Source organism: Streptomyces hamibioticus (assembly GCF_047946815.1).
Taxonomy (GTDB): domain Bacteria; phylum Actinomycetota; class Actinomycetes; order Streptomycetales; family Streptomycetaceae; genus Streptomyces.
Genome location: NZ_JBKKQY010000001.1, coordinates 6,458,152 through 6,470,235 on the forward strand (window position 1 = coordinate 6,458,152; position 12,084 = coordinate 6,470,235).

Annotated in this window: 14 protein-coding genes; 5 read left to right on the forward strand and 9 right to left on the reverse strand. The window is 74.2% G+C overall.

Annotated features, from left to right (window positions below; translation table 11 throughout):
* Positions 1-61 precede the first annotated feature (61 nt).
* Positions 62-658: a hypothetical protein gene (locus ACLGIH_RS29345; RefSeq protein ID WP_416528288.1), complete on the forward strand. Its 597-nt coding sequence runs from the start codon at positions 62-64 to the stop codon at positions 656-658.
* 16 nt (positions 659-674) lie between these two features.
* Here the strand turns inward: ACLGIH_RS29345 and ACLGIH_RS29350 are convergent, their stop codons facing one another.
* From ACLGIH_RS29350 to ACLGIH_RS29360, 3 genes are all read right to left on the reverse strand, one after another.
* On the reverse strand, positions 675-1,199 hold the full coding sequence (locus ACLGIH_RS29350; protein WP_416528289.1) for a hypothetical protein: 525 nt from the start codon (positions 1,197-1,199) through the stop codon (positions 675-677).
* A gap of 107 nt (positions 1,200-1,306) precedes the next feature.
* Positions 1,307-1,819: a DinB family protein gene (locus tag ACLGIH_RS29355; RefSeq protein WP_416528290.1), complete on the reverse strand. Its 513-nt coding sequence runs from the start codon at positions 1,817-1,819 to the stop codon at positions 1,307-1,309.
* Between the two features lie 44 nt (positions 1,820-1,863).
* A complete protein-coding gene (locus ACLGIH_RS29360; RefSeq protein ID WP_416528291.1) occupies positions 1,864-2,451 on the reverse strand; it encodes a TetR/AcrR family transcriptional regulator in 588 nt (195 codons plus the stop codon).
* 96 nt (positions 2,452-2,547) lie between these two features.
* Here ACLGIH_RS29360 and ACLGIH_RS29365 point away from each other — a divergent pair, with 96 nt between their 5' ends.
* Positions 2,548-3,732: an FAD-dependent monooxygenase gene (locus ACLGIH_RS29365; RefSeq protein ID WP_416528292.1), complete on the forward strand. Its 1,185-nt coding sequence runs from the start codon at positions 2,548-2,550 to the stop codon at positions 3,730-3,732.
* Positions 3,733-3,743: 11 nt separating this feature from the next.
* The gene (locus ACLGIH_RS29370; RefSeq protein ID WP_416528293.1) at positions 3,744-4,649 is read left to right on the forward strand and encodes a Gfo/Idh/MocA family protein; all 906 of its coding nucleotides are present in this window, start codon (positions 3,744-3,746) and stop codon (positions 4,647-4,649) included.
* On the opposite strand, the gene lnt is transcribed toward ACLGIH_RS29370, so the two are convergent.
* A complete protein-coding gene (gene lnt, locus ACLGIH_RS29375) occupies positions 4,573-6,147 on the reverse strand; it encodes an apolipoprotein N-acyltransferase (RefSeq protein WP_416528294.1) in 1,575 nt (524 codons plus the stop codon). The two genes, ACLGIH_RS29370 and lnt, sit on opposite strands and share 77 nt — an antisense overlap.
* Positions 6,148-6,462: 315 nt before the next feature.
* On the opposite strand from lnt, the gene ACLGIH_RS29380 reads away from it, so the two are divergent.
* Complete coding sequence (locus ACLGIH_RS29380) at positions 6,463-7,209, forward strand: SDR family oxidoreductase (RefSeq protein ID WP_416528295.1); 747 nt, start codon at positions 6,463-6,465, stop codon at positions 7,207-7,209.
* Positions 7,210-7,230: 21 nt separating this feature from the next.
* On the opposite strand, the gene ACLGIH_RS29385 is transcribed toward ACLGIH_RS29380, so the two are convergent.
* The 4 genes from ACLGIH_RS29385 to ACLGIH_RS29400 all read right to left on the reverse strand — a co-directional run bounded on the left by ACLGIH_RS29385 (position 7,231) and on the right by ACLGIH_RS29400 (position 9,593).
* Positions 7,231-7,800, reverse strand: a complete 570-nt coding sequence (locus tag ACLGIH_RS29385; RefSeq protein ID WP_416528296.1) for a chloramphenicol phosphotransferase CPT family protein — start codon at positions 7,798-7,800, stop codon at positions 7,231-7,233.
* Positions 7,801-7,838: 38 nt separating this feature from the next.
* Positions 7,839-8,018, reverse strand: a complete 180-nt coding sequence (locus tag ACLGIH_RS29390; RefSeq protein ID WP_416528297.1) for a hypothetical protein — start codon at positions 8,016-8,018, stop codon at positions 7,839-7,841.
* An 83-nt stretch (positions 8,019-8,101) separates the two neighbouring features.
* Entirely contained in the window at positions 8,102-8,977 is an 876-nt protein-coding gene (locus ACLGIH_RS29395) for an undecaprenyl-diphosphate phosphatase (RefSeq protein ID WP_416528298.1), read from the reverse strand.
* A gap of 139 nt (positions 8,978-9,116) precedes the next feature.
* Positions 9,117-9,593 (reverse strand): winged helix-turn-helix transcriptional regulator, encoded by a 477-nt coding sequence (locus ACLGIH_RS29400; protein ID WP_416528299.1) that lies wholly within the window; start codon positions 9,591-9,593, stop codon positions 9,117-9,119.
* 167 nt (positions 9,594-9,760) lie between these two features.
* On the opposite strand from ACLGIH_RS29400, the gene ACLGIH_RS29405 reads away from it, so the two are divergent.
* Positions 9,761-10,930, forward strand: a complete 1,170-nt coding sequence (locus tag ACLGIH_RS29405; protein WP_416528300.1) for a thiolase family protein — start codon at positions 9,761-9,763, stop codon at positions 10,928-10,930.
* Between the two features lie 116 nt (positions 10,931-11,046).
* Here ACLGIH_RS29405 and ACLGIH_RS29410 read toward each other — a convergent pair whose 3' ends face one another.
* Positions 11,047-11,832 carry a TVP38/TMEM64 family protein gene (locus ACLGIH_RS29410; RefSeq protein WP_416528301.1) on the reverse strand — a complete coding sequence of 262 codons (786 nt, stop codon included), beginning with the start codon at positions 11,830-11,832 and terminating at the stop codon, positions 11,047-11,049.
* Positions 11,833-12,084: the final 252 nt, after the last annotated feature.

Here is a 12,084-nt window from a genome sequence, read left to right on the forward strand (position 1 = left end):
GATCGGCGGCGGGTGCGGTTAGCGTCGTCGGCAACAGCCGGCGAGTGGTGCGGAGGACGTGGTGGCGCAGGGGCAGGAGCAGGCGGCGCCGGATGCCGTGCTGACCCGGATCGGACAGGTCGTCATGCTGCATCACGCGGGCGACCGGGAGGAGGCCCGGCACCGTTTCCTCGGCCTGTGGGCGGAGATCGGCGAGCACGGCGACCCACTGCACCGCTGCACGCTCGCCCGCTACCTGGCCGACACCCAGGACGACCCGGCGGACGAACTGGCCTGGGACCTGCGGGCGTTGTCGGCGGCGGAGGAGTTCACCGACGACCGGCTGGCCGGCCACGAGAGTGCCCCGGCGGCGCGCGTTCTCCGTCCCGCCCTGCACCTGGACCTGGCCGCCGACTACGACCGGCTCGGTCACCGCGAGGCCGCCCGGCTGCATCTGCGGCGGGCCCGGAGGGCGGCGCACACCCTCGCCGACGACCGGTACGGCCGCGGACTGCGCGCGGCCATCGGACGGCTGGCGGCCCGACTGGGCGACGACGGTTCCCCGGGCGATGCGGAGGGGGGCGGTGACCCCTACGGTGGCGGCCCGGGCGGTGGACGGCCGGGCAGTGGCCCTTGGGGCGGCGGCCCGTCGGGGCCGCCCCGATCCTCCCGGCCGTGACGGGCGGGCGCCCGCCTCAGCGGCCGTACGCCTGCTCGCAGATCCGGGCCTGCGGACTGTCCGGCCGCCACCTGCCGTACTGCCTGCCCAGCGCGCACACGTCCGCGTTCCCGCCCGCGCCCCCACCGACGGCCTCCGGGGCCGGGGGAAGGGCGGGGACGGCGGGGGCCTCGACGCGCGGCTTCCGGGAGGCGGGCGGCGCGGCCTCGCGGGCCTCCGGGCGCTCCCGGCGCGGCCGCTCCTCGGGGGCGGCCGCCGATGTCCGCCGCGGCCCCGGTACCGAGGGCGCGGCACGGCGCGGCTGTCCGTCGGCGCGCTCCTCGCGTTCCTCGGTCGGTGCGGGGTCGATCATCTCCAGTGCCTCACGGGCCGGGGCCTGCACCACCCGCGGTTCGGGGACACCGTCCGGGCGAGGCGCGGACGGCCGGGCCTCGGCCGTCGCCGGACCCGTCGCGGGCGGGCGCTGGACCGTCACACAGCCGGTCAGGGCCGAGACGGCCACGGTCACCAGGAGCGTTGCGGTGGTCGTCGTTCGATGCACGCGCGCCACTCTGCTGCGTCCGGCGCCGTCCGCGACGCCGGACGGGCGGAGGATGCCCCGCACGGGTGACCCCCGGCCCGGTACGGACGCGCCGGCCCCGGGTGACGTCAGTCGCCGGTGGCGCCGTCGACGCGCTCCCGGATCAGGTCGGCGTGGCCGTTGTGCCGGGCGTACTCCTCGATCATGTGCGTGTAGATCCAGCGGAGGCTGAAGGGCTCGTCGGTGGACCTGTGCTTCCCCCGGGAGAGTTCGTCCAGCCCGACCCGCGCCGCGTTGCGCCGGGCCGCGTCGATCTCGGTCTGCCAGGTGGTGTACGCCTCCTGCCAGGTGTCGGCCTCCGTCATGTGGAACTCGCCGTCGCGGTCCTCGTCGCTGTAGTAGATCGGCCCGGCGTCCTCGCCCGTCAGCACCCGGCGGAACCACGACCGCTCCACCTCCGCCATGTGCCGCACCAGCCCCATCAGGGACAGCTCGGACGGGGCCACGGACGCGGTCCGCAACTGGGCGTCGGTCAGGCCCTCGCACTTCCACGCCAGGGTCTGCCGGTGGTAGTCCAGCCAGCCCTCCAGCATGCTGCGTTCGTCGGCGTTGCCCGCGGGTTCACTGCGTTCGGAGGTCATGCCCCGCATCCTCGCGTACCGCGCCCCCACCGCACCACGGGGTTTCAGCCCACCATGCCGCCCAGCAGCTCCCGCAGTCCCGCCCGGACCTCCTCAAGGCCCGGGACGTCGGCGTGGAAGGATCCGGCCACGCAGCTGAACATCAGTCCGTCGGCCCACGCCACCAGCGACAGCACGTGCCGGTCCGGGTCGGCCGAGCCCATGCCCGTCAGGAGGGCGCCGAGCTGCTCGCGGAAGCGGGCGCCGGCCGCGTCGAAGTGGGCCCGCAGCTCGGGGCGGCGCGTCGCCTCCAGGGCCAGTTCGTAGCGGGCCAGCGTCAGGTCCCGGTTGCGGGTCAGGGCCCGGTGTGCGGCCAGGGCGAGCGCGTCCACCAGGGAGTCGAGACCGGCGGCCGGGTCCGGCATCTCGTGCAGCGCGAGTACGCGTGCCTCCCGCTCGGCCAGCCGCCGCACCGCCAGCTCCAGCAGCGCCTGCCGGGTCCGGGCGACGTTCGACGTCGACCCCTGCGGAAGACCGGCCGTCTCGTCGACCGCCCGGTGCGTGAGCCCGCGCATCCCGCGTTCGGCGAGCAGCGCGAGCGCGGTGTCGGCGACGAGATCGGGCCGGGAGGTGGCGGCGGTGTGTACGGGCATGGAGGTCAACCTACCCGCCGCACTACCGCTGTAGTACAGTCGAGGCACGAGCTGACTACAGCTGTAGTGAGCGGGTGCGAGGCGCGAGGAGGAGCCATGGCACAGGCACAGCGGGTCGTCGTCATCGGGGGCGGGATCGGCGGACTGACCGCGGCGGTCGCCCTGCACCTGCGCGGCTGGCAGGTCACCGTGCTGGAGCGCGCCCGGTCGCTGGAGCCGGTCGGCGCGGCCATCTCCCTCGCCCCGAACTCCCTGCGGGCACTGGACGTCATCGGCCTCGGCGACGAGATCCGCGCCCTGGCCGGCTGGCAGGGCGACGGAGGGCTGCGCACCCCCGGCGGCCGCTGGCTGTCCCGCTCCGGCGTCGAGGTGGCGGCCCGGCGGTTCGGCGGCCCGCTGGTGCTGCTGCACCGGGCCACGCTCATCGACCGCCTCGCCGAGCGGCTCCCGCCCGGCACCGTCCGCACGGCCGCCGCCGCGAGCGTCGCCGACCCCGGCGAGGCGGACCGGCCCGCCCGGGTGCGCACGCCCGACGGCGACCTGGAGGCCGACCTCGTCGTGGCCGCCGACGGCATCCGCTCCGCCGTGCGCCACACGCTGTTCCCCGGTCACCCCGGCCCCGTCTACTCGGGCTTCACCACCTGGCGGGTGGTGATCCCCGTGCCCGGCGCGCGCTTCGCCTCCCACGAGACCTGGGGCCCGGGCCGCATCTGGGGCACGCACCCGCTCAAGGACGGCCGCGTCTACGCCTACGCCGCGGCCGTCACCCCCGCCGGCGGGCGCGCCCCCGACGACGAGAAGGCCGAACTGCTGCGCCGCTACGGCGACTGGCACGACCCGATCCCCGCCGTCCTCGCCGCCGCCCGCCCCGAGGACGTCCTGCGCCACGACGTGCACCACCTGGCCGAACCGCTGCCCGCCTTCCACCGGGGCCGGGTCGCCCTCCTCGGGGACGCCGCGCACGCCATGCCGCCCACCCTCGGACAGGGCGGCAACCAAGCGGTGGAGGACGCCGTCGTCCTCGCCCACCACTGTGACGACCTGGCCGCCTACACGGCCGCCCGGCTGCCCCGGACGACCGACGTCACGCGCCGGGCCGTCAGGGTCGCCCGGCTGAACATGATGAGCAACCGCGCCGGGATCGCGGTCCGCAACGCCGCGGTCCGCACCCTGTCCAAGGCCGGGCCCGCCCTGTTCCTGCGCAGCTTCGACGGCATCGCCGACTGGCGGCCCCCGCAGCCGCCGTATGCTTCCCCGCAGACCCAGGTCGGCGAGCGCTAGGAGAACACACCGTGAAGGTCGGCTGCATCGGACTCGGCGACATCGCGCAGAAGGCCTACCTGCCGGTGCTCGCCGTCCAGCCCGGCGTCGAGCTGCACCTGCAGACCCGCACCCCCGCCACCCTCGCCCGGGTCGCCGACGGCCTGCACCTCCCGCCCGGCCGGCGGCACGCCGACCTCGACTCCCTCCTGGCCGCCGGTCTCGACGCCGCCTTCGTGCACGCGCCGACCGCCGTCCACCCGGAGATCGTCACCCGGCTGCTGGAGGCCGGCGTGCCGACGTACGTCGACAAGCCGCTCGCCTACGAACTCGCCGACTCCGAGCGGCTGGTGGCGCTCGCCGAGGAGCGCGAGGTCGGCCTCGCCGTCGGGTTCAACCGGCGCCACGCACCCGGCTACGCGCAGTGCGCCGAGCACCCGCGTGAGCTGATCCTCATGCAGAAGAACCGCATAGGCCTGCCCGAGGAACCCCGCACGATGGTCCTCGACGACTTCATCCACGTCGTCGACACCCTGCGCTTCCTGGTGCCCGGCCGGATCGACGACGTGAGCGTCCGCGCCCGCACCGAGGGCGGCCTGCTCCACCACGTCGTCCTCCAGCTCGCCGGCGACGGCTTCACCGCGCTCGGCGTGATGAACCGGCTCAGCGGATCCAGCGAGGAGATCCTGGAGGTCTCCGGGCAGGACACCAAGCGGCAGGTGGTCAACCTCGCCGAGGTGATCGACCACAAGGGACAGCCCACGCTGCGGCGGCGCGGCGACTGGGTGCCGGTGGCCCGGCAGCGCGGCGTCGAGCAGGCGGTGCTCGCCTTCCTCGACGCCGTGCGCGCCGGCAAGGTGCTCAGCGCCCGGGACGCGCTGGCGACCCATGAGCTGTGCGAGCGGGTCGTTCGCGCGGTGCAGGAGCCGACCGCCTGAGCCGCAGCGCCCGTACGCCGTCGGAGGCGGCCCACGCGGCCAGGATCAGCAGCGCCGCGTGCACCGTCCAGTCGCCCAGCCGGACGTAGGGCGTGGTGCCGTCGGCGAGCGGCACGTCGTAGATGTGCGCGGTGCTCGCGTCGGTGCCGAGCCAGGGACCGACGCGCGCCCCGCTCGCGTCGTACACGGCGGACACGCCGGTCAGCGTCGCGTGCACCATGGGGCGGCCGGTCTCGGCGGCGCGCAGCGCGGCCAGCGACGCATGCTGCTCGGGAGCCCAGCTCTGCTGGAACGTCGACGTCGACGACTGGGCCAGCAGCACCTGGGCGCCGTCGGCGGCCAGCCGGCGGCTGATGTCGGGGAACGCGCTCTCGAAGCAGACCATCGGCCCGATCCGCAGTCCGCCCCCGTTCCCCCCGGTGTCCATCACCACTTGTTCATTGCCCCGCCGCCGGTCCTCGGCCGCCGCCTCGCCCACGGAGGTGGCCCAGCCGAGCAGCGAGCGGAACGGGACGTACTCGCCGAACGGGACCAGCCGCATCTTGTCGTACCGGTCGCCGGTCGGACCGTCCGGACCGATCAGCACCGAACTCTTGTAGATGCCGGGCTTGTCCGAGCGTCGCGCGTCCACGTTGACCAGGACGTCGGCGCCGGTCTCCCGCGACAGCGCCGCGATGCGCCGCGCCAGGTCGGGCCGGTCGCTCAGGTCGAAGCCGACGCTGCTCTCGCCCCAGACGATCAGGTCGGCGTCCTGGCCGGCGAGCCGCCGGGTCAGCTCCTCCTCGCGGTCGAACCGGCGGTCCGGACCGCTCACGACTCCCGGCTGGACCACGGCGATCCGGGCCCGGTCCTCGCCGTCCGGCCGCGGCGCCCCGGCCCAGGCCGCGGAACCGGCGGCGGCGACCGCGACGAGCCCGGCCACCGCGGGCACCCGGGCCCGGCGGACGGCGATCAGGACGGCGAGGGCCACGTTGACGGCCACCACCAGGAAGCTGATCAGCCACACCCCGCCGACCGACGCGACCCGCAGGGCCGGCGCAACCTGCCACTGGCTCGCGCCGAGCATGCCCCAGGGTCCGCCGAGCCCCTCCCAGGAGCGGACCAGCTCGGCCGCCAGCCAGCCCGACGGCAGGACCACCAGCGCCGCCGCGATCCGCGCCCGGGTGGGCGAGCCGCCGAGCAGACGGCGGACCAGCCAGCCCCACGGGGCCCACAGTGCACCGAGCAGAGCCGCGATGACGAAGGTGAACACGTGCAGGTTCGGCAGCAGCCAGTGGTGCATGGCCAGCATGAAGCCGAAGCCGCCGCACCAGCCGTCGTACGCTGCCCGCCGCCCGGTGGGCGCGGCGCGGGCGAGCAGCAGCCAGGGGACCAGGGCGACGTACGCCCACCACCACAGCGCCGGGGCCGGGAAGGCGAGGACGGGCAGGGCGCCCGTCAGCGCGGCGGCGGCCGAGCGGCGCCACGGGGAGGCGAGCCAGTGGCCGAACGACTTCATGGGCGCCTCCTACCCGCGGTGCCTCCAGTGTGCGCCCCCGCCGACGAGCCGGGAGAAGCACGTCCGGTCAGTTGATCACACCGCTCGTCCGTCCGTGGGGAGGGCGCCGCGGTTTCTGCCGTGCGACCGCGTCGCGCAACCGCGGCCGCCCGGTGGTGTCCGCGGCCGGGCGAAGGCGTGCCGGCCGCCGCTCGCCAAGTCCGGCTCAGGGGGCCGTCCTGCGCGGGCCGGGGCGGTGACCCGGCGGGGGCCTCGTGGCTAGACTGATCGATGATCGATCAAAACGCTTGAGGATGCTCAGCCAGGAGGGCACTCATGTCGCGTCCCATCACCGTGGTCACCGGTGGCAGCCGAGGGATCGGCGCGGCGACCTGTCGGCGCCTGGCGGCGGACGGGCACGACGTGGTCGTGGGCTACGTGCGGGCCGCCACCGCCTCGGCCGCCGAGGCGGTGGCGGCCGAGGTGCGCGAGGCCGGCGGGCGCGCGCTCACGGTCCGGGGGGACACGGCGGCCGAGGCCGACGTCGAGCGGATCTTCGAGGTCGCCGAGGCGCGGCTCGGGCCGGTCACGGGGCTGGTGAACAACGCGGCGGTGACCGGTCCGCTGGGCCGGCTCGCCGACAGCGACACCGCGGACCTGCGCCGGGTGCTCGACGTCAACCTGCTGGGCACGCTGCTGTGCGCCCGGCGCGCCGCGCAGCTGATGACTCCGCGGGGGAGCGGCGTCATCGTGAACGTGTCGTCGGGCGCCGCGACCCTCGGCAGTCCGGGTGAGTACGTCCACTACGCGGCGACCAAGGCCGGGATCGACGCCCTGACCGTCGGCCTGTCCAAGGAACTCGGCCCCGACGGCATCCGGGTCAACGCGGTCGCCCCCGGCCTCGTCGACACCGAGATGCACGCCGCCATGGGCGCCCCGGACCGGGCCCGGCAGATGGCCCCGGGCATCCCGCTGCGCCGTGCCGCCCGGGCGGAGGAGATCGCCGCGGCCATCGCGTGGCTGATGTCGCCCGACGCCTCGTACACCACGGGGGCGGTGCTGCGGGTGGCGGGCGGACGCTGAGCCGGGTCCCCCCGGGACGCCTCAGCCGGCGGCGCGCAGCCGCTCGAACGCCGTCGGCGTGGGCCGGTCGGCCAGGAACGCGGCGATGCGCCGGGCGCACTCGGCCGGGGTGGCGCGGGAGGTGTCGCAGGTGAGGTCGTAGCAGCCGTGCGCGTGGACCTGCTTCAGCTGGCGGGCGGCGAGCCCCGGCGGCCGGTCACCGCGCCCGCGCTCCCGGCGCTCGAGTTCTTCCGGCGGGCAGTGCACGCCGACGAACACCACGTCCTGCGGGACGAACAGGGACAGGCAGTCGGTCAGCCGCCACTCGGCGCTCAGCACGTGGTCGACGACGACGTTGTTGCCGGCCGCGGCCATGCCGGCGACGGCCCGGTGGTAGCCCCGCCAGGTGCGGTGCAGGACGGTGCCGAGCCGGTCCGCGGGTACCGGGGCCGGCGAGCGCATCGCGTGGAAGGCGTCGACGGGCATGTGGAAATACGGCTCGTCGAGAATCCGCAGCAGTTCGGCCGCGATGCTGGACTTGCCCGAGCTGGATGTGCCGTTGAGGAAGATGACGGTGCCGCGTCGCGGCGGCGCCGTGGTGAGATGCTCCACGACCGAGATCGTAGGGCGCCGTCCGCGCGGCCGGTCGCTCAGGCCGCCTCGATGACCTCGCCGCGGATCGCGGCGGCCCACTCGACCACCAGTAACTCGTACTCCGCGCGCTCCTGGGCCGACAGCGTGCCGCCCGCGCGGAGCCACAGAGCGCGGATCTGCTCGTTCAGTTCGGCGGCAGACCGCACGGAACCAGGGGACAGGAGTTCGGGGGACATGCGGACAAGCCTAGGGGCAAGCACTGACACTGCGCTACCGGACAGCTACACACACGGCCGGAACGGCTCGCCCCGGTCGTCGGTCAGTGCGCCGGCTCGCCCGCGTCGGGGGACAGTATCCCCATGCTGACCAGCACGATGATCACTATGCCGAGCGCGACCCGGTACCAGACGAACGGCATGAAGCTCCTGGTCGAGATGAACTTCATGAACCAGGCGATGACTGCGTAGCCCACCCCGAAGGCGATGATCGTCGCGAAGATCGTCGGTCCCCAGGAGATGTGGTCGCTCTCCATGGCGTCGTTCAGCTCGAACAGGCCGGAGGCGAGCACGGCGGGGATCGCCAGGAGGAAGGAGTAGCGGGCCGCGGCCTCCCGGCGGTAGCCCATGAAGAGGCCGCCGCTGATGGTCGCGCCGGACCGGGAGACGCCCGGGATCAGCGCGGCGGCCTGGCAGAGACCGTAGATCAGGCCGTCCTTCACGCCCAGGTGGTGCAGTTCCTTGCGCTGCTTGGGGGCCCGGTGCCGGCCGCCGCCCTCGTCGCGCGCCGCCATCCGGTCGGCGATGCCGATGATCAGGCCGACCAGGACCAGCATGGTCGCGGTGATCCGCAGGTCGCGGAAGGGGCCCTCGATCTGGTCCTTCAGGGTCACGCCGAGCACACCGATCGGGATCGAGCCGACGATCACCAGCCATCCCATGCGCGCGTCCGGGTCCTGGCGCATGGCCTTGTCCGTGAGCGACCGCGTCCACGCCGAGAGGATCCGCCCGATGTCGTTGCGGAAGTAGATCAGTACGGCGGCCTCCGTACCGATCTGGGTGATCGCCGTGAAGGCCGCGCCCGGGTCGTGCCAGCCGGAGAACGCCGCGGTCAGCCGCAGGTGGGCACTGGATGAGACCGGAAGGAACTCGGTCAGCCCCTGGACGAGTCCGAGGACGAGGGATTCAAACCAAGACATGGAGTTACGGAGTCCAAGTGCCGATCGAGGAACGGGCGATGGACACACCGAGCCGCCCCGTGCGGTGATCGGCTTCGAGCGTGTCGAGGGGCAGCGTAGCGCCCTTGGGTGAAGACGACGGCACAGGGGCCGACGCGGGTCACGCCGCCGTCGGACCCCTCAGCGTCCAGCCGGGCGCCTGCGGGTGGGCGGTCAGGTCCTCGTGGCGGACCGGGTCGCCGCAGGCCCGGCAGGTGACCTGCGGCACGAGTTCGTGGCCGCAGGAGTGCTCCAGCACCATCGGGCGGTCGGCGTCCCCGCGCAGGTGGCGGTCGCCCCACGCCATCAGGGTCATCAGGACCGGCTCCAGCTCCAGCCCCGCCCGCGTCGGCCGGTACTCGAAGCGCTGCGGGCGCTCGCTGTACGGGTGCCGGTCCAGGATCCCGGCGTCGACGAGCCGGCGCAGCCGGGTGGCCAGGACGTCTCTCGGCGCACCGATGTTGCGTACGAGCTGGTCGAAGCGGCCGTTGCCGAGGCAGACCTCACGCAGGACGAGCAGCGAGTACTTCTCTCCGACGAGTGCCAGGGCGTCGGCGATGGAGCAGGGGCGGGGGGTCTTCTTCGGGGCGGCGGCCATGCCGGCCAGTGTAGGTGAGAGTCCGGATTTCCAACTTTCTCCGGCCTGCCCCACCCAGTGGGTTTGATTTTCCAACTCATCGGGCTAAGGTGAGTCCGGATTTCCTACTCACCGGTAGTCGTCGCGGCGGACCGGTCAGACGCTCCGGCGGCCAAGGAGGCCCCACCATGCGAGACGCAGTCATCGTCGAAGCCGTACGCACCCCCATCGGCAAGGGCAAGCCGAACGGCGCCCTCGCCCACGTCCACCCCGTGGAGCTGCTCGCGCACACACTGCGCGCCCTCGTCGAGCGCTCCGGCGTCGACCCGGCGCTGATCGACGACGTCATCGGCGGCACCGTCGACCAGGTCGGCGAGCAGGCCATGAACACCACCCGCTACGCCGCCCTGTCGGCCGGCTTCCCCGAGTCGGTCCCGGCGACCACCGTGGACCGTCAGTGCGGCTCGTCCCAGCAGGCCGTGCACTTCGCCGCCCAGGGAGTGCTGGCCGGGGCGTACGACGTCGTCGTCGCCTGCGGGGTCGAGTCGATGAGCCGGGTGCCGATGTGGTCCAACGTGCCGCCCGGCGCGGACCCCTTCGGCCCCGGCATCGCCGAGCGCTATCCGGAGGGGCTGGTACCGCAGGGCATCAGCGCCGAACTCATCGCCGCCAAGTGGTCGATCGGCCGCGAGCAGATGGACGACTTCGCCGTCTCCTCGCACCGCAAGGCCGCCGCGGCCTGGGAGGCGGGCCGGTTCGACACCGAGATCGCGGCCCTGGACGGCGTCGCCCGCGACGAGTGCGTACGGCCCGGCAGCACCACCGAGATCCTCGCCGGCCTCAAGCCCGCCTACCGCGACCCGGCCTTCGCCGAGCGCTTCCCGCAGATCGAGTGGGACGTCACCGCGGGCAACGCCAGCCCGGTCAACGACGGCGCGGCGGCCCTCCTCATCACGTCCGGCGAGACCGCCGCCCGCCTGGGCCTCACCCCGCTCGCCCGGCTGCACAGCTTCGCCGTCACCGGGTCGGACCCGCTGCTGATGCTGACCGGCGTCGTCCCCGCCACCGAGAAGGTGCTCGGCCGGGCTTCGCTGTCCCTCGCCGACATCGACCTGTTCGAGGTCAACGAGGCCTTCGCGAGCGTCGTCCTGGCCTGGCAGCAGGAGACCGGCGCCGACCTCGCCAAGGTCAACGTGAACGGCGGGGCGATCGCCCTCGGCCATCCGCTGGGCGCGAGCGGAACCCGCCTGACGACCACCCTCGTCCACGCGATGCGGGAGCGCGGCGCGCACTACGCCCTGCAGACCATGTGCGAGGCGGGCGGACTCGCCAACGCGATGATCCTGGAAGCGGTGTGACACATGAGCGTCGTGACGCGGACGATCTGACGCACGGCGGTCGTGGGAGCGTTCCGGGCAGGCGGCCTGAGCAGGCGGTCCGGGCAGGCGGTCCGGGCAGGCGGAGTGACCCGCCGTCAGTGCCCCCGCAGCCGGTGCCGCTTGCGCCAGGCCACCACCGCGCCCACCAGGCCCGGTACGGCGATGCAGGCCAGCGCGATGAGGAAGGCCGGTGACGTCGGTGTCGAGGCGCGGGCGCCCGCGACGACGTAGGCGGCGGTGTTCGGGATCGACCCGAGCCCCGTCGCCAGCAGGAACGGCAGCAGGCCCATGCGGGAGACGGCGGCGCAGTAGTTCGACGCGGCGAAGGGGATGCCCGGGAACAGCCGCGCCGCCAGCATCGAGCGGAAGCCGTGCCGGCTGAGCTGCCCGTCGGCGGCCTTCAGCCATGTGCCGCGCAGCAGCGGGCGCAGCGCGTCCTGGCCCAGCACCCGGCCCAGACAGAAGGCGATCCCGGCGCCGAGCACCGTGCCCGCGATCGCCGAGCCGAGCCCCAGCTGGGAGCCGAACAGCGCACCGGCCGCGAGATTCAGCAGCGGGCGCGGCACGAACGCGACGGTGCACAGCCCGTACGCCACCGCGTAGGCGACGGCCGCCGCGGCGCCGCCGAGCTGCGCCGGCAAGCCGTCCACCAGCAGCTTCTGCGGCTGGAACAGCAGCACGGCCGAGGCGGCCGAGGCGAGCAGCAGGACGAGCAGGCCGAGCCGGGACCAGGGAGAGAGCAGCACTCTCGCCGTGCGTGCGGCGAGTGTGGCCGGGGCGGGCGGGCAGGCCGGCCCACCGGCGGCGAGAGCGAGTTCCGTGGCGGCGGCCCGGGGAGAGGCCGTGGCGGTGCCCCCAGAGCGGGTGGTGGCATCGAGCATTCGGTGACAGTAACCGACACATATGTGTGATCGCCGTATGGTGCGTCTCATGGGCGTCACAGGTGCCCGAACTCACGCCGCGCCGCCCGCCCGGCCGGTGCGCGAGGTGCGGAAGGGCATCGACGTGTGACGGACCGCCGGCCGACCGGTCCCGAACCCGTCCGCCCACCGGCCGCCCCCGAAAATCATTCGACGCCGGACCCGCCGGCGGCAATGATCGACGCCATGTTCCGGTACGCCTTCCACCTCGCC

Coding starts and splice junctions, on each gene's coding strand:
- ACLGIH_RS29355 (WP_416528290.1), bottom strand. CDS start 1,819: ATGACCTCCGAACGCAGTGAACCCGCGGGCAACGCCGACGAACGCAGC.
- ACLGIH_RS29360 (WP_416528291.1), bottom strand. CDS start 2,451: ATGCCCGTACACACCGCCGCCACCTCCCGGCCCGATCTCGTCGCCGAC.
- ACLGIH_RS29365 (WP_416528292.1), top strand. CDS start 2,548: ATGGCACAGGCACAGCGGGTCGTCGTCATCGGGGGCGGGATCGGCGGA.
- lnt (WP_416528294.1), bottom strand. CDS start 6,147: ATGAAGTCGTTCGGCCACTGGCTCGCCTCCCCGTGGCGCCGCTCGGCC.
- ACLGIH_RS29380 (WP_416528295.1), top strand. CDS start 6,463: ATGTCGCGTCCCATCACCGTGGTCACCGGTGGCAGCCGAGGGATCGGC.
- ACLGIH_RS29390 (WP_416528297.1), bottom strand. CDS start 8,018: ATGTCCCCCGAACTCCTGTCCCCTGGTTCCGTGCGGTCTGCCGCCGAA.
- ACLGIH_RS29395 (WP_416528298.1), bottom strand. CDS start 8,977: ATGTCTTGGTTTGAATCCCTCGTCCTCGGACTCGTCCAGGGGCTGACC.
- ACLGIH_RS29400 (WP_416528299.1), bottom strand. CDS start 9,593: ATGGCCGCCGCCCCGAAGAAGACCCCCCGCCCCTGCTCCATCGCCGAC.
- ACLGIH_RS29405 (WP_416528300.1), top strand. CDS start 9,761: ATGCGAGACGCAGTCATCGTCGAAGCCGTACGCACCCCCATCGGCAAG.
- ACLGIH_RS29410 (WP_416528301.1), bottom strand. CDS start 11,832: ATGCTCGATGCCACCACCCGCTCTGGGGGCACCGCCACGGCCTCTCCC.